Annotated in this window: 14 protein-coding genes; 10 read left to right on the top strand and 4 right to left on the bottom strand. The window is 63.7% G+C overall.

Annotation, left to right across the window (positions count from 1 at the left end; all coding sequences use genetic code 11):
* Nucleotides 1-180 precede the first annotated feature (180 nt).
* Both ACTJK4_RS19480 and ACTJK4_RS19475 read left to right on the top strand, forming a co-directional pair.
* Nucleotides 181-1,959: a glycoside hydrolase family 28 protein gene (locus tag ACTJK4_RS19480; protein WP_440818721.1), complete on the top strand. Its 1,779-nt coding sequence runs from the start codon at nt 181-183 to the stop codon at nt 1,957-1,959.
* Complete coding sequence (locus ACTJK4_RS19475) at nt 1,937-4,165, top strand: pectate lyase (RefSeq protein WP_440818720.1); 2,229 nt, start codon at nt 1,937-1,939, stop codon at nt 4,163-4,165. Before ACTJK4_RS19480 ends, ACTJK4_RS19475 begins: the two co-directional genes overlap by 23 nt.
* A gap of 69 nt (nt 4,166-4,234) precedes the next feature.
* Here the strand turns inward: ACTJK4_RS19475 and ACTJK4_RS19470 are convergent, their stop codons facing one another.
* A complete protein-coding gene (locus tag ACTJK4_RS19470; RefSeq protein WP_373407688.1) occupies nt 4,235-4,813 on the bottom strand; it encodes a chorismate mutase in 579 nt (192 codons plus the stop codon).
* A gap of 208 nt (nt 4,814-5,021) precedes the next feature.
* On the opposite strand from ACTJK4_RS19470, the gene ACTJK4_RS19465 reads away from it, so the two are divergent.
* From ACTJK4_RS19465 to ACTJK4_RS19435, 7 genes are all read left to right on the top strand, one after another.
* The gene (locus ACTJK4_RS19465; protein WP_232038942.1) at nt 5,022-5,372 is read left to right on the top strand and encodes a hypothetical protein; all 351 of its coding nucleotides are present in this window, start codon (nt 5,022-5,024) and stop codon (nt 5,370-5,372) included.
* A 74-nt stretch (nt 5,373-5,446) separates the two neighbouring features.
* Entirely contained in the window at nt 5,447-5,773 is a 327-nt protein-coding gene (locus tag ACTJK4_RS19460) for a hypothetical protein (protein ID WP_440818719.1), read from the top strand.
* Between the two features lie 117 nt (nt 5,774-5,890).
* Nucleotides 5,891-6,451 carry a dihydrofolate reductase family protein gene (locus tag ACTJK4_RS19455; protein ID WP_440818718.1) on the top strand — a complete coding sequence of 187 codons (561 nt, stop codon included), beginning with the start codon at nt 5,891-5,893 and terminating at the stop codon, nt 6,449-6,451.
* Between the two features lie 199 nt (nt 6,452-6,650).
* Nucleotides 6,651-8,264, top strand: a complete 1,614-nt coding sequence (gene treA / locus ACTJK4_RS19450; RefSeq protein WP_440818717.1) for an alpha,alpha-trehalase TreA — start codon at nt 6,651-6,653, stop codon at nt 8,262-8,264.
* A 35-nt stretch (nt 8,265-8,299) separates the two neighbouring features.
* Nucleotides 8,300-8,563 carry a DUF2164 domain-containing protein gene (locus tag ACTJK4_RS19445; protein ID WP_440818716.1) on the top strand — a complete coding sequence of 88 codons (264 nt, stop codon included), beginning with the start codon at nt 8,300-8,302 and terminating at the stop codon, nt 8,561-8,563.
* Nucleotides 8,564-8,607: 44 nt separating this feature from the next.
* A complete protein-coding gene (locus tag ACTJK4_RS19440; RefSeq protein ID WP_322018013.1) occupies nt 8,608-8,979 on the top strand; it encodes a 2OG-Fe(II) oxygenase in 372 nt (123 codons plus the stop codon).
* A 20-nt stretch (nt 8,980-8,999) separates the two neighbouring features.
* A complete protein-coding gene (locus ACTJK4_RS19435; protein WP_316869123.1) occupies nt 9,000-9,689 on the top strand; it encodes a Crp/Fnr family transcriptional regulator in 690 nt (229 codons plus the stop codon).
* A gap of 10 nt (nt 9,690-9,699) precedes the next feature.
* Here ACTJK4_RS19435 and ACTJK4_RS19430 read toward each other — a convergent pair whose 3' ends face one another.
* The 3 genes from ACTJK4_RS19430 to ACTJK4_RS19420 all read right to left on the bottom strand — a co-directional run bounded on the left by ACTJK4_RS19430 (nt 9,700) and on the right by ACTJK4_RS19420 (nt 14,018).
* Nucleotides 9,700-10,713: a 2-dehydropantoate 2-reductase gene (locus tag ACTJK4_RS19430; RefSeq protein WP_440818715.1), complete on the bottom strand. Its 1,014-nt coding sequence runs from the start codon at nt 10,711-10,713 to the stop codon at nt 9,700-9,702.
* A gap of 27 nt (nt 10,714-10,740) precedes the next feature.
* Nucleotides 10,741-12,408 carry an alkaline phosphatase D family protein gene (locus ACTJK4_RS19425; protein ID WP_232038949.1) on the bottom strand — a complete coding sequence of 556 codons (1,668 nt, stop codon included), beginning with the start codon at nt 12,406-12,408 and terminating at the stop codon, nt 10,741-10,743.
* A 191-nt stretch (nt 12,409-12,599) separates the two neighbouring features.
* Nucleotides 12,600-14,018 (bottom strand): discoidin domain-containing protein, encoded by a 1,419-nt coding sequence (locus tag ACTJK4_RS19420; RefSeq protein ID WP_440077781.1) that lies wholly within the window; start codon nt 14,016-14,018, stop codon nt 12,600-12,602.
* A 947-nt stretch (nt 14,019-14,965) separates the two neighbouring features.
* On the opposite strand from ACTJK4_RS19420, the gene ACTJK4_RS19415 reads away from it, so the two are divergent.
* Nucleotides 14,966-15,718, top strand: a complete 753-nt coding sequence (locus ACTJK4_RS19415; protein ID WP_316869119.1) for an autoinducer binding domain-containing protein — start codon at nt 14,966-14,968, stop codon at nt 15,716-15,718.
* Nucleotides 15,719-15,731: the final 13 nt, after the last annotated feature.

The following is a 15,731-nucleotide window of genomic DNA, read 5'->3' as shown; positions in this document are numbered from 1 at the left end:
CGCTTTTCGCGTCTTCACGACGCACATTGCAGCGCAACACCGGCGCGTGCTGATCCGCCCATTCGGCGTTCGTATTCCCACGCGCGCCTGCCTCCGCCAAACGCGTGCGGTTCCGTCTGCGAGCGGCTTGCACGCGCGCTGAATTCACACCCATACGAAGCAAACGAGGAGAACAACACGATGACCCATTCAATAGCGGTGCGGCCAGCGCGTGCCTGCATCGGCCTGATCTGCCTATCTGTCAGCCTTGCTTTGGCCGGCTGCGGGGGTGGTGATGGCAGCAGCAACATCGCCAGCAGCGGCGGTGGTGTCGCCACCAGCCCTGGAACCGGCCCTGGAGTCGGCACCGGTACATCTACGACAACTTCCTCTGCGCTCTGGCCGGCCACGGCGCTTTCGGATCCGGCCGTGCAGGGCAAGGAGCCGTCGCTACCGACTACGGTGTGCGCGACCTTGAGCGCCACCTTGACCAAGAACAGCAAGGGGCTGCTCGACGCGTCGGTGGATGCGCCGCCGGCCAACTCTGAGCCCGACACCGCCAACATTCAGGCGGCCATCAACGGTTGTCCTGCCGGACAAGCGGTGAAGCTGGTCAAGGGAAGCCAAGGCCAAAATGCTTTCCTCAGTGGCCCGATCGTCTTGCCGGGGTCAGTCACGCTGTGGGTCGATGCGGGGGTGACACTGTTCGCCTCACGTAAGCCGTCTGACTACCAGATCAGCGGTAAGAACAATTGCGGCGAAACCGCCAGCAGCGATAACGGCTGCAACGCGCTCATCACCACGACGCCCAATGGTAACGGTGTGGTCGGCGACGGCGTGATCGACGGCCGCGGCGGCGAGGTGCTCACCTCCGGCCTGTATGCCAACAAGCTCACGTGGTGGGATGTCGGCGCGCTGACCAAAACCATGAGCAACGCCAGTCAGAACAACCCGCGCCTGATCCAGGTGAATGGCGGGAGCAACTTCAGCCTCTATCGGATTACGTTGCAGAACGCGCCGAAGTTCCACGTTGTCACGAGCGGCGTCAGTGGGGTGACCGCCTGGGGCACCAAGATCCTGACGCCCTCGCTCGAATACTCCGTGGCAGGCTACCAATGCGCAGCCAATACGATGCCGGTCGTCTCAGGTTCGCCCAATACCACCACGCCCAGCACGTGCTTTACGCCTGCCACCGTCAAAAACACAGACGGCATCGACCCGGGTCAATCGCAGAACGTGCTCATCGCGTTCAACCACATCAGCAATGGCGACGACGGTATCGCCATCAAGTCGCACGCCAGTACCACGGGCCCCGTTTCCAACGTGCAGATCCTGCACAACCGCTTCTATTTCACGCATGGCATGTCGCTCGGCAGCGAAACCGACAGCGGCATGAATAGCATCACGATCCGCGACCTGACTATCGACGGTTTCGACATGGGCGCCACCAGCGGCTTTCGCATCAAGACCGACGATAGCCGTGGCGGTGAAGTCAAGAATGTGACGGTTGACGGTGTGTGCGCACGGCGTCTGCAACAGCCGATTGTGATGGACCCGTACTACGGCGACGCTTCCGGCTCGGCCAAGGCGCTCTACCCGAACCTTCATGACATCACGGTGCGCAATTTCCGCTACCTGGATGTGGCCGGCTCCGTCTATGACGGCGCCAACGCAGCCTTACTGCTGCGCGGCTACCAGTCGCAGGGCCAGTTCAACTATCTCTACAACGTCGTCTTCGACAACGTGGTCTTTGATTCTCTGCCGGGTTGGGCAACGACCAAGCTGACGAATTCCGTGCCGTCCTATGCGGAGTTGACGATGGGTTCGGGGCCGGTGTCGTTTGCCAGCCTGCTGCTCGCGGGGCAGGACATCAACCACGTCCACATCTTCGACAACCGGGCGGCAACCCCGGCGCCCTATGACTGCTCGGCCGCGTTTGTGGACTTCCCCGCAGTGAATGCGCCGATGTCGATTCATTGAGCGCAACTGGGTTCCGCTCATCCAAAAAGAAGAAGAGGAGACAACAATGACAAGAACGTTCCAGCGCGCAATTGTGGTTGCAGCCCTGCCGGCACTGCTGTTGGCGGGCTGCGGCGGAGATGGTGGCGCCGACACTGCCAGCGCCACCACCGGAGGAAGCGGTGGCTCGGCGACAACGGCCAGCCTCGCTTCTGTGAATGTGTCCGAGACCTCCAGCCAGACGAGCGCCGCCGTTGGGGACAGGGTGATCTGGACGATCACCGCCGTGAACAACGGAAGCGGCGCCACCGGGGATACCGTTTCGCTGGTGGTCAGCGTGCCAGGCAACGTCGGTGGTATCGCGGTGAACGCGCAGGGTGCAACATGCGGGCCGGCAGTCAGCACGCTCACGTGCACGATCCCGCCCGGGCTCGCAGCCGGAGCCGCCGCGACCGTCACCCTGACGGCCACGGCCACAACCGCCGGTAGCCTCACCAGTTCTGTCTCGACATCCGGCGAAGGGGTGTCGGGCTGTGCGGCCCAGGGCAGTTGCAGTACGTCAGTGACGGTTGCGCCGGCTGCCGGCGGAGCGGGGTCTTCTGGTGGTTCGTCGTCAGGCTCGACGAACGCGGTCGGGTTGGTTCCCGCCAACGGAGAAACCGCCGCCTATGTCGACACGCGGCTGCAACTCAGCTTTGATGGCACCCCCATCTTGGGTGCGACCGGCTTGATCAAGGTTTTTAACGCCACGACGGGTGCGCAGGTCGACCAGATCGATATCAGCGGTGCACCGGTCACCGCCGGCGGCGAAACGCAGACCTATATGCCGGCCGCCAACACCGAGATCGACACGCTGGGCAACAACACCGGGCTGACCCAGTGGCGGTATGTGTACTACACGCCGGTCACGATTTCCGGTAACACGGCCACCATCCGCCTGCACGACAACATGCTCAGCAACGGCACCAAGTACTACGTCACCATCGACAACGGTGTACTGGCCGGCAAGATGAACGGTATCCCCTTTGCGGGCATCACCTCGCCTACCGCGTGGACCTTCACGACCAAGGCGGCCCCGGCATCCCAGACGGCCGTGACCGTCGCCAGCACCGGCACGGCGGACTTCCGCACCGTACAGGGTGCGCTCGACTGGATCATGCGCAACAGCAGCGCGAACGCGTCGGCCAGCAAGACGATCACGATCCAGGATGGCAGCTACAACGAGCAGCTGTTCCTGCGCAACGTGAATAACCTGACGATCTCGGGCCAGAGCCAGGCGGGCACCATCGTCTATCAGGACAATTCAGAGTCTTACAACCCAGGCACCGGCGGCAGCAAGGCGGCACCGGCCACAACGCTGACGACGGAAGGCAGCGGCACCCGGCGCGCCCTGGGAGGCGGAAGATCCGTCCTTCTGGTGGAAGGTTCCGACCTGCTCAAGCTCACCAACTTCACGTTGCAGAACTCGCACGTCAGACAGTCGAACTTCAACAACCAGGCCGAAGCGCTTTACTACAACACCTCGACCCTGACCGCCAGCCGCATGGTGGCAAGTTTCATGAACTTCCTTAGCGCGCAGGATACGATCCAGACCAAGGGCTGGGTCTGGTACTACAAGTCCTACATTGCCGGAAACGTTGATTTCATCTGGGGCTCGCCCTATGCAGCACTGTTCGAGCAGAGCGAGCTGCATACGACGTTTGACCCGATCGCCGGGTCGGGCGGCAGCTACAGCGCCAACGCCATCATTCAGGCACGTGCGGCCACGGGTTACCCGGGATTCGTGGTGCTCAACAGCGCCTTGACCGCGGATGCTACGGTGCCTGCCGCGACCACCTATCTCGCCCGATCCCTGACCGGTGCCACCCAGGCCGCGAACAGCTACTGCACCCAGCAGTACACCGGCACCGGCAGTTTGGGCAATGCTCAACTGTATTGCGACACAGCGGCGTACATCAGCACGAAGATGGGCACACACATTGCAAGCGGCGGCTGGCAAGATCCGAACACCAACGGCGCCATGGCACCCTACCCCGGAACACCAACCGCCACCGCGGGATGGCGTGAATGGCTGAGCATGGACGCGGCCGGCAATGCGTTGAGCATGTCGGGTCGGGATACCCAATACGCCACCAGCGCCATTGATTTGAGTGGGCTCAACACCACCGCCAAGGTGTTCGCCAGCTTCAAGGATGGCAACGGCGCGAGCTGGACGCCCACGCCCTGATTTCTCAGATAAGCGTGACGGATGCTGCGGCGCGTGCCCTTTCAGGACCGCGCCGTTTTTTTCAGGGGCTCAGCGGGTGGTGCAGAGCCTTGCCGTTGCACGGTCTAGAGCGATCCTATGCAGGGTGTCGAGCGATTCCTCCTGCGACACTCTGCCGATCTCCTTCGCTACCTGTACGGGGCAATCCGCCTGCCGGCGCGCCGGCGCAGCATCGTGCAACGTTTGCAGAATGGATTTCTGCAGCCCATCGAGCTTGGGGCGAATCACATCCGGCAGGCTCTGCCGCTGCGCGGTGGGCGCGGCACCGGCCCGGCGCCAGTCGTTCAGCAGGGCGTACTGCACTTCCTTGTTCGCCTCGATCTGGTCTGTGAAGACATCGCTCACGTCCGCGGCCGCCAGGCCGTAGGCGGGCGCCTGCGCCGAGGCATTGGCGATGACCTTGGCTTCGCGCGCCGGGTCGTAGACCGACTGGCCACTGTCCCATTTGCTCAGCGCAACCTGATCGGCGGTGACCAGGCGATCCGCCAGATGGCGGAGCAGCGGTGCGAACGCGCCTTCCTGAGCGTGAGCCTGGGTGGCGAAGCTCGCCGCCAACAGCAGGGTGCAGGCAATTCGGGGTGTCATCAACGTGTTAAAGGCGTTCTTCATGCTAAGTACCGGTCGATAGCTGCGTGTCATGAGACTGGGAGCGGCAATCATACCGAAGCGCTGACCGGCCGGCGTGCGCAACGTTGTTCCGATGCCCGCCGTTAGGCCGTTTGCACGTGCTGTCTGCCACAAACCCAGGTATCATGCGGGCTACGCGCCGTGTTTGTCCGCAAAGCCTGCGGCGGCGCGGCTAGCTGAGCATACGACGATGGATTTCTACCCCGATCTGGAAGGTTTGCCGCTGTTCGCCAAACCCGCTTTCGGCTGGGAGGAACCGGCGTCGGCATCGCCAGCCGACACTTCCCCCACCAAACCCCGCCGCTTGCGCCGATGGCGCGGCCCAATCACCCATTGGGAACGCGGCTACCGCTCCCACTACTACCGCGACAAGCGCGGCAAGAAGCTCGGTGAAATCCACCTGAGCCCGCGCGGTCAGGCACCGCTGCTCTACCGCTGGCTCGCCGGTACGCTCTCGGGCATCGAGGGGTCGCTCACGCACGCACGCATGCGGGTCGAGGAGGCGATCGGGTTTGGGATGCGGCAGATGGCGTTGTTCTGAACGCCCTCGTCCGGCGTGTCGATGGGCACGGCCGATGCGTCAACTTTGGGTTCACCACGACGAGGAGAACCCCCATGCCAACCATCGTCCGCATCTTCACAGACCATGTCGCTGCTGAGGCGGCCCGCGAAGCCGTATTGAATACCGGCCTCACCCTGGAGCGCGTCTCGCTGTCGCATCAGGGTGACGAGGCAGGTGCCTTGTGCGGCAACTTCCTTTGCGGCGACTACGAGCCCGGCGGCGAGAACGCCGAGACCTACGAGCGCAAATTCCAGAACGTCGTGATCGGCGGGCGCTTTCTGCTGACCATCGATGCCGAGCCCACCCAGGTTGATGCCGCCGAAGCTGCGTTACAGCCCGCTGGCGGACATGCCGTGGACGATCTTGGGCCGAAGCGTTGATCGTCCTGTGCGGTGTTTCCGGAAAGCACGTCTTGCAGCCCTGACCCGTCGGGCGCGCAAGGGAACGGCAATCCGAACGACGTAGCATTTCGCTCCTGACTATCAACGGGAGGCGACATGTCGAAAACGCAGTACTACGCCGCGGCGACCCTGGACGGCTTCATCGCCACGACGGATCACTCGCTCGATTGGCTGATGCAGTTTGGTTCGCTGGAAGGCACGAGCTACGACAGCTTCATTCGCGACGTGGGCGCGCTGGCGATGGGTGCGTCCACGTACGAATGGCTGCTTCGCGAACTGGCCAAGCCCGGCCCCGAGGGGCAAGCCCAGCCATGGCCTTACGTGCAGCCTGCGTGGGTCTTCACATCGCGCACGCTGCCGGCGGTGCAAGGCGCAGACGTCCGCTTCGTGCATGGTGAAGTGGCGCCCGTGCACCGCGACATGCTCGCCGCAGCCGGCGGGCGCAATCTGTGGATCGTTGGCGGCGGTGAACTCGCCGGCAAATTTCTCGATACAGGGCTGTTAGACGAACTGATCGTGCAGGTGATGCCTGTCACGCTGGGCACCGGGCTGCCGCTGTTGCCACGCCGCATCGTACAGCCCGCGCTCAAGCTCACTTCCGCCGTGCCCTACAAGAACACCTTCGTCGAGATGCGCTACGAGGTCGTGCACGCATAGCGCTCTCTGGCAACGCGTGCTCGAATGAGCGATCGAGGCATCGCCGCCCATCAGCAAATTGCTTGCCCGCAGAGCCTGATACGGCGCCATTCCTGCCGCTTGGGCACGCCGCCGTTTTGCGCAAAACCTGTCGATTTGACAACGCTGTCGGTGTCTCCTTTTCTGGACTGGCTTTCCGTCAACCAGGCAGGAGATGACGATGCATCGACAGGCTCACTTTTTGATCCGGCGCCGTGTGGCGAACGTTGCCGCATGGCTGGCGTTTGGTTTGGCGGCCTCGTCCGCGTTGGCCGATGTGGGCGTGGGTGCCGCACTGCCGCCGTCGCCCGACAAGCTCTATGGCGAGTTGTTCGTGGCGGTGCAGACGGCGCAGGTGTATCCGGATCAGAAGACGTTCGTCGATGCGGTGCCCAAGGCCGCGCCGGCCGTCATCCTCCAGGCGTATCAGGCACAGAAGGGCGTGCCGGGCTTCTCGCTCAAGGCGTTCGTCGACCAGTACTTCACGCCACCGGTGGATACGCCGGTGACGCCGCCCGCGGGGCAATCCTTGCGCGCGCATATCGATTGGCTGTGGCCGGCCCTCACACGCACAACGACCAGCGCGCCTGACAACAGCTCGCTCATTCCTCTACCCAAGCCATACGTGGTGCCCGGCGGCCGCTTTCGCGAGGGCTATTACTGGGATACCTACTTCACCATGCTTGGCCTGCAGGAGGCCGGCCGCGAAGACCTAGTCGACAACATGCTCGACAACTTCGCCTATGCCATCGACCAGTTCGGCCACATCCCGAACGGTAATCGCACCTACTACCTGAGCCGCTCCCAGCCGCCGTTCTTTGCGTTGATGGTGGAGCTGGCCGCGCAGCAGGAAGGCGACGCGGCGCTCAAGCGCTACCTCCCGCAACTGCGCAAGGAATATGCGTACTGGATGCGCGGCGCCACCACCACGCCTGCCGGGCAGGCAAGCAGCAACGTCGTCGTCATGCGCGACGGCACTGTGCTCAATCGCTACTGGGACGACCAGGACACCCCGCGCCCCGAGTCGTATCTGCAAGACGTGACCACCGCGCAGCAAACACCCGCACGCCCCGCCAACGAAGTCTGGCGCGACCTGCGTGCGGCGGCAGAAAGCGGATGGGATTTCAGTTCGCGCTGGTTTGGCGACAACGCCACGCTGGGCACCATCCGTACGACGTCCATCGTGCCGGTGGATCTGAACAGCCTGATGTTCCAGCTTGAGAAGACGATTGCGCGCGGCTGTACAGCGGCGCGCGATTTTGCGTGCACGGTGGAATACTCCGTGCGCGCCGGAAAACGTGCCGTCGCCATCGAGCGCTACCTGTGGCACCCGGCCGGTTACTACGCCGATTACGACTGGCAGCTCGGCCGCATTCGCGACAACAAGTCCGCCGCGATGACCTATCCGCTGTTTGTGGGCGCTGCACGCCCAGACCGCGCGTGGAAGACATTGCAATGGACCCAGCAGGCGCTGCTGCAGGTGGGCGGGTTGTCGACCACGACCTTCAAGACCGGCCAGCAATGGGATGCCCCCAACGGCTGGGCGCCGCTGCAATGGATCGCACTGCGCGGGGCGCAGCGATACGGTTGGCAGCCGCTTGCGCAGGCGATCGGTGAGCGCTTTCTCGGCAGCGTGGAGCAGCTCTATGCCAGCCAGCAGAAGCTCGTCGAGAAATACATCGTCGATGGAACGGGCACGGGTGGCGGCGGGGGTGAGTATCCGTTGCAGGACGGCTTCGGCTGGACCAACGGTGTCACGCTCAAGCTGCTGGATGCGTATGGCCGCGGGCAGTAAGCTGGCGGTTTCATCCGCCACCACCGGCCCCTCGCATGCCCATCGAACTTGACCGCGACGTCCGCGAAGAAGCCGTTCGATCCATCCAGCGCTACTTCAACGAGCAGATGGACGAGCGCATCGGCAACATCCAGGCCGGTGCGCTGCTGAGTTTCTTTCTGGAAGAGATCGGCCCGGTGGTCTACAACCTTGCCGTGCAGGAGGCGCAGGAACGCCTGCACACGCGCGTGGCCGAGCTGGATTACGAGTGCCACCAGGAGCCGTTCGGATACTGGCAGAAATTCGACAAGCGCCGATAGTTCCCGGCTACCATGCCCGGATTCCATCGGGCTGCTTCGTTTCCATGTCTTCCTTGCGTGCATTCTTCAGCACCGCCTTTCGCTGGCAGCGCGGCCGCCAGGGCACCGGCTACGACAAGATGCTGCTGGCTACCGCGCCGTGGCCCATCCCGTTTGACAGCTACCTGATCCGCTATCCGGACGGTTCGGAAATTCCGCCGCATACCGACCCCGTCACCAACGGCCGGCACTATCGGCTGAACATCGTGCTGAAGTCGCCGCGGGCCGGCGGCGAGTTCGTTTGCGCCAGCCCGATCTTCCAGTCGCGGCGTATCAAGCTGTTCCGCCCCGATGCGTGCGAGCACAGCGTGACGCGCGTGGTGGGTGGCAGCCGCTATGTGCTGTCGGTTGGGTGGGTGTTAGGGCGCCGGCGCTGAGCGGCGGAAACTGAATCGTGATGAACGCATTTGCCGCCAACCCCTGGTTCCGGAGCCTCCCTCCGCACGTTGCCGACGCGCTACTCGAAGCCACGGTGCCCCTGCACATCGCCGCCGGTGCATTTCTCTTTCGCCAGGGCGATCCGATGGACGCCAGTTCGCACGCATTCTTTGGCGTGGCCAGTGGCGCGCTCAAGCTCTCCATCTTCAATGCCGACGGAGACGAGGCCATCCTCACGTTGGTGGAGCCAGGCAACTGGTTTGGTGGGGTGTCAACGCTTGATCAACAACCGCGCGGCCATTGCGCAATCGCGCTGGAAGATTCGGACGTGCTGGGGGTGAGCGTGGCGCGCTTTGAAGCATTGATGCGCGACGCTGCATTTGCCGGAGCGATTGCGCGACTGGTGGCGACGCGCTTGCGCCTGGCGTATGGCTCGCTGGCGAGTGCGGCGTTGCACGGCACGCGGGCGCGCGTGGCGCGGCGTATTGCTTCGCTCGCGCACGGCGACGTGTCGCAATCGGCAGAAGGCCGCGCGAGCATCTCCACCTCGCAAGACGCGCTGGCGATGATGCTGGGCATCAGCCGGCAGACGCTCAGCAAGGAGCTGCAGGCGCTGGTCAAGCTCGGTGCGATCCGCCTGCGCTATGGGCACATCGAGATTCAGGACATGGCGCTGTTGCTTGGCGCCAGCGAAGCCGGCGCCGACTAACCCGCCGCCCCTAGCTCGACGCCCCCAAGGCCGCCAGCAGATCGTTGCCCGACCAGCTCGGGCGCGTGGCGGCCGATTCGGCAGCATGCACCATCGCACACAGTTGCGCATTCACCGGCGCGCGTTGCCCGAGGCGCTCCGCCAAGCGCACGACTTCGCCGTTGATCCAGTCGACTTCGGTCTTGCGCCCGGCGGCCAGATCGTCGGACATGGACGAACGCGCGAGCGGATCGATGGCGAGCATCTTGCCGGCCAGCCGCGCAAACACCGCGTCGGGCGTGGCGAGCAGGCGTGGAATCCACGTCGGCGGTATCGGCGTCAGTTTGGCGGGCTGGATGCCCGCGCGGGACAGCAGCCGGAGCGCTTCCATCTGCGCCAGCGCGAGGCAGCGCCGGTACACACGCTGCGACAGCTCTTCCTTCAGCGGCCGGTTGGCCAGTGCGTTGATGGCGTTGTTCAGGTTGAGCAGCAGCTTGGCCCACTGCACAGCCGTCATGTCGGTGCGTTCCGTGAGCGGCAGACCCGCGCGGAGGAAATCGCCGAGAAACGGCTGCAGCAAGGGCGACGCTGCCACTTCCAGCTCGCCGCCCGTGCCTTGATGGAAAGCGCCCGGGCCAGGCTGCATCACATTGAAGGGCACCATGCCTGCTAGCACAGTGTGCTGCGGCAGAGTGGCCCGCAGCACGTCGGCATTGCCAAGCCCGTTTTGGAAGCTGACGACGATGGCGCCCGCGCGTAGCACGGGCTTCAGTTCATCGGCGACGGATTGCGTGGCGGCAGATTTGACCGTGACGAGCACGAGATCGGCATCGGCGGGAGCGCCGGGATCCGTCACGTAGCGCACGTCAGCCGGCGGTACTTGCCAGCGGCCGTTGCGATAGTCCGTCAAGGTGAGACCGTGCGCGCGCAGCTCGTTGCCGATGCGCGCGCGGCCGACCAGCGAAACATCGGCGCCGGCCGCCAGCAGACGGCCACCCAGATAGCAGCCGATCGAGCCGGCCCCCACGATGCAGATCTTCGCCATGCGTCTCCTTGTTGTTGCGCTGGCACCTCAAGCCAGGCGCGGCACCTCGTACACCAGGGCCGGCTGCAGTGTATCGATGGCTTCCACCGGCTCGGGCGGGCGCCACATGAACAGCGAGAAGGTCATCTTCTCGGGCGTCACGTCGATGATGGTAAAGCCGTTTTTCTCGGTTGGGCGCAGCGCCTCCTGCATGGCGACGGACAGTGCCGGCGTGGTCTCGATGCTGCGGAATGCCGACGGGAAGGCGAGGTCGCCGGTGCCCAGCGTGCCTGTCATGACTGTATGCACTGGATGGGCGAATGCCAGATCGCCCGAGCGCGACATCGACCCGGCTGCCGATGCATGGAAGTCGCCCTGCACGATCACGGCCGCGCGCTGCTTCTGCTCGGCCAGCGCCGCCACCAGGCGCTGGTGCTGCGTGTGCCAGCCGGCCTGCCAACCGGGCTTGGGCTGGTTGGCAACGAGGCGGCCGGTCTTCCTGTCGAGCAGGTCCGGGTACCAGTCCCCCAGCTTGCCCGAGGAATACGCAAATGGCAGCGAAGGCACGTGGAAAAAATGCGCGGTGTCTTCGGCGCGCGTACGTGCCACGAGCCAGTCTTCCACCCACTGAGGTACCACGCGTGCGTGGATGCCCTTGTTGTCGAGAAAGCGCCGGCAGTCGTACAGCACGGCTTCGAGCAGCGCACCGTAGCGCAGCGTGCCGAAGGCGCTGTTGGTGTCGGCGGGCATGCCGGCCTTGTCACCGCCGGGCAGCCACACGGGGCGGTTCGCGTCGGGCAGAAATTCGGGGTAGTAGCGATGTTGCGTCAACTCTGCACCGACCAGGCCGTACGGCTCCGGCGGCAGGGTGGCGACCTTGTCGTCAAACTCGTCGTTTTCGAAGGTATCGTGGTCGTCGGTCAGGAAGTACGCGGGCGTGGAGCGCAGCGTGGTGCCGTACAGCCCGCTGATCTGGTAGTCGCACACGCGCGTGAAGATGGCTTCGTTCTTCGGGTGCGACATCGGCACCGATGTGTCGAGCGCGCCGCCAAACTTCGCCCACATCAGTTCGCGCACCTGGCGGGCGAACGGCTTGTTCTGCGAGGTCTGCAGATCCCAGTAGATGTGGTCGCCGTTGGCGATGACGGTGTCGGGCGCGAACGACATGCCGCGCGCGAGCAGGCGGCGGCGCGCTGTCATGTCCAGCCACGCGGTCTTGCCGGCCACCGGCGGGCCATCGTAGCCGCCTGCGCAGGTGTAGGCCAGGATGCGCAGACGTGCGGGGGTGGCATCGGGCGCGGGAAAGGTGCGCAGCGGCCACGCGTCGGCCAGCGGCTTGCCGGCCGCATCGACAATGCGCAGCGTGTATTGCGTGGCGGGCTGCAGGCCACGCGCATCGAAGCGCCAGAAGCGGCCGGCGGTATCGGTTTGCTCGCCGGCGACGCGCTTGCCGTTGACCATTAGCCACGGCGCACGTGCAAGTGGCGCCTGGAACGAAGCCTTGATGAGAAAGCGGTCGTGGCTGGCCGCGGGAATCAGATGCGCGAGCTGGCCGGCATGCCAGTTGGCGTCGGCGGCACGTGCGGCGGCTTGTGCGCCTTCCGGCAGGCTCAGGCCCAGCGCGCCGAGGCCCGCGGCGGCGGTGCCTAGCGTCAGGAAATCGCGCCGGCTCATACCGTGCGCAGGCGTCTTCGGGGGTGTGCGGGAGGGCATCATGATCCTCTGGCGTGGTGCGGAGACGCCATCGTGCCGAGTCGTACCCATGCTGAATGTTCAGCTTTTGACAATCTAGGGGTAGGTCCCAATGCGGGCCGCTCGTCGACTCCATGACCAATGACAAACGCCCCGATGGCCGAAGCCAGCGGGGCGTTTGTCATGTCAGACGATGCTGATGCGGGGGCTGCGGCTTAGTAGCCCCACACCTGCATCTCATCCAGCGAGTAACCCCACTGCGTGGCGCGCTGCGTGCCGTACATGCGCACATAGCGGCCGCTGCCCTTGAGGTTGGCCAGCGAAGTGTGGCCCCACGAAGCGCCGCTCGACGTCGAGTAGATGTTCGTCCACGTCACGCCGTCGTTGGAGGTCTGGATGTAGTACACCTTGGCGCCAGCGTCCCAGTAGAGGTCGACGCCGGTGATGGTGCGGGTCGAGCCCAGATCGACCATCAGCCATTGCGCGCCGGCCACGCCTTCCACCGAATCCCAGCGTGTGTTGGTGGTGTTGCCGTCGAACGCGTAGGCCGGGCCGAAGCTGGCGCTGTAGCTGGTGGACGCGCTGGCCGGCTTGCCCTGCGAGAGCAGGGTGACAGCCTGTGCAGCGGCCGTCGGCGTGCCCGGGTAGTAGTTCGAACCGAGCTTGGCTTTGGTCGTGTCCGAGTTCACCCCGAACTGCGACAGGCTCCAGCGCTGGCCGTTGCTCGCGTCGCCCAGGTAGAGCTGGTAGCCGCCCGCACTCGTCGACGAGAAGAACACGTAGTTCGTGCCGTTCACGGGCGACGGATCAGAGTTGTTGCTGTTGCAGTCGTTGAGCGTGAGCTGGTTGGGTGTGTCGCTCGGGTTGACCTTGGTGTAGATCTGGTCGGCCTGGCTCGTGGCGTCATGCCAGCGGGCATAGAAGACGGTGCCGTCGGCGCGCACGATCGGGTAGTACGTCGCCAGGCCGGTGGGCGTGTCGAACGCCACCTTGGTGGTGCTGCCCACGGTCTGCTTGTAAAGGCCCATGCCCGAGCCCGTGCCCGTGGTGTAGTAGACGGCCGTGCCGTCCGGCGTCGCAAACGGCATCGAGTTTTCCAGCGTCGGTGCGGTGCGCGTCAAATTCACCGTCGAGGTGAAGACGGGGCCCGAGCTGGTGTACGACAGCGCAGCCTGCATGACATCGCCGTTCTGTTTGAAGAACAGCGATTTTCCGTCGGTGCTGAACTTCGGATCTTCATTGCGCGTCTGGCCGGTGCTGTTGGTCAGGTTGATCGGCATGTTGGTCGAACCGACTTGCCAGAAGAACACGTTCCACGCGTTGTTGGTGATGCCCATGAAGGCGATCCACTTGCCGTCGGGGCTGAACACCGCATTCATCGGGTCCTGGATGCCCCAGGCCGCCTTCGACACCTGCTGCAGCGTGCGTGCCGAAAAATCGTAGATGAAGATCTGGCTGGTGCCGTCGCCGTAGCTGACGTAGCTGTGATACGCGAGCTTGCCGGTCAGGCTGGCGGGGAAGCTCGTGTTGGACTGCGTGGGCGGATTGGCAACGCAGTTGGCCTGGGCGCCAGCAGAGAACAGACCGAGGGCTGCGGTGGCGACAAGGCCAAGAGAAATCAGAGTGGAGCGCATGAAACGGGACTTCCTATGCAAATGGGTCAGTGGGGCGGGGATAACCGCCGCATTCAGTCCGCGTCACTTTTATGAATTTGGGCAAAGCTCCGCCAATTCCGGGAAATCCGGATTTGAAAAAAGCGCCACAAACCGGGGGAGTGACGAAGATAAAGACGCGCCAGAAAACCCTGTTGCTTCGTACCGTCGTGTTTCTTGTCGGGGCCTCGACTACATCGAGAGGGCGAGTCGCGGACCAGACTGTAAGGGTTTCACTGACACTGTGAAACCCCAATAAGAATGCCGTTCTTGCCCTAATTCGCTGCCGTGGTAGCGAATCGCCACACGCACGTGTAAATCTGACACGTCAAATTTTCCGGACGTCGGTCAAACTGCACGTGCGAAGGCGTTATTGTTATTTTTACTGCGGCGTTTTGCCGCGCCTCCGCGGTGCAAACCTTGCTGGGTGTCGCGTTTGCGCACCATCCGGAAGTGGCGTCGGCGCCCGCTTTGCGGCGTTTTCAATACGGCAAGCGTGTCATGCGCTGCGAGGCGCACCTATGCCGCCCGCAACCTGCATTGGCGGAAGCCGACGGTACGAATTCGGCCTACCCCGGCGTTGTAAAAAAAGCTGGCCCCTGTAGCCAGCTTGCAATGTCGAGGGCGGGTATGCCGTATATAAAAAGCAGATTTAAATAATGAATGTTGTTTTGCGCAAAAGTGTTTGGCAATCAATTCATTTATTTCTGTATTGCGCTATTCCTGTATTCGAGAAAATCTACTAATTGCATTGGCTATGCGTGGTCTGCAATTCGTTTCGGATTAGGTATAGTTTCAGCACGCCAATGATTGCCCTTGGTAAAACGCAAGACTGACCACGCTCTCCGCCCGTTTGAAATAACGAAAGCCGATAAGCGGGAATGGGCGCGGGCATGGCGATTTAGGGGGGGGCTCTGGAGGCCGAGGGAATGGGCGTTTACAACCAAGTGCCGCATGGCTGCGCAATATCCTGGCGGGCGGCATTGCTGCGCGAGTTGACTGCCCCGCGCGATGCCGATGCAGTCATCCGCTGCCTGCAAAAGGCGGTGGTTCTGCTCGGCTTCGACTATTGCGCCTACGCCCTGCGTGCAGCGATTCCGATCACGCGCTTCAACACCATCTGCTGGAGCACCTATCCGGAGCCCTGGTGCGAGCATTACCGGTTGCGCGGCTATTTGGCCGTCGACCCGGTCTTGCAGTTCGGGCAGCGCTGCATCAAGCCAACGCTGTGGTCCAGCATCGCCACCGCAGACGCGCCGTTCTGGATCGACGCGCGCCGCCATGGGTTGAACCACGGTTGGTCGCACACCATACGAGATCACACCGGCATCTTCGGTACCTTCAGCCTGGTGCGCCGCGCCACGCCCATCACCGAAGATGAGCTGGCCGCGAGCGAGCCCGAAATGATCTGGCTGAGCCAGCGCGCGCACGCCAGCCTCAGCACGCTGATGGCCGAAAAAGTCTTGCCCGATGCCGCCACGCGTTTGAAAGAGGTGGAGCGCCAGACGCTGCACTGGACGGCCGAAGGCAAGACGGCGGCCGAAGTCGCGGCCATCCTGGAGATGACCGAGCGCAACGTGAACTTCCACATCCGCAACGCCATCATCAAGCTCAACGCCGCCAACAAGACGCATGCCGTGGTGAAGGCCGCGCTGATGGGGCTGATTCCGGCGATGGCGTAGCGTGGGCTCAGCG

This window comes from Ralstonia sp. 22111 (assembly GCF_052045895.1).
Classification (GTDB): Bacteria; Pseudomonadota; Gammaproteobacteria; order Burkholderiales; family Burkholderiaceae; genus Ralstonia; species Ralstonia wenshanensis.
The sequence above is the reverse complement of the archived record's forward strand: the minus strand, read 5'-3'. Positions and strand labels throughout refer to the sequence as shown.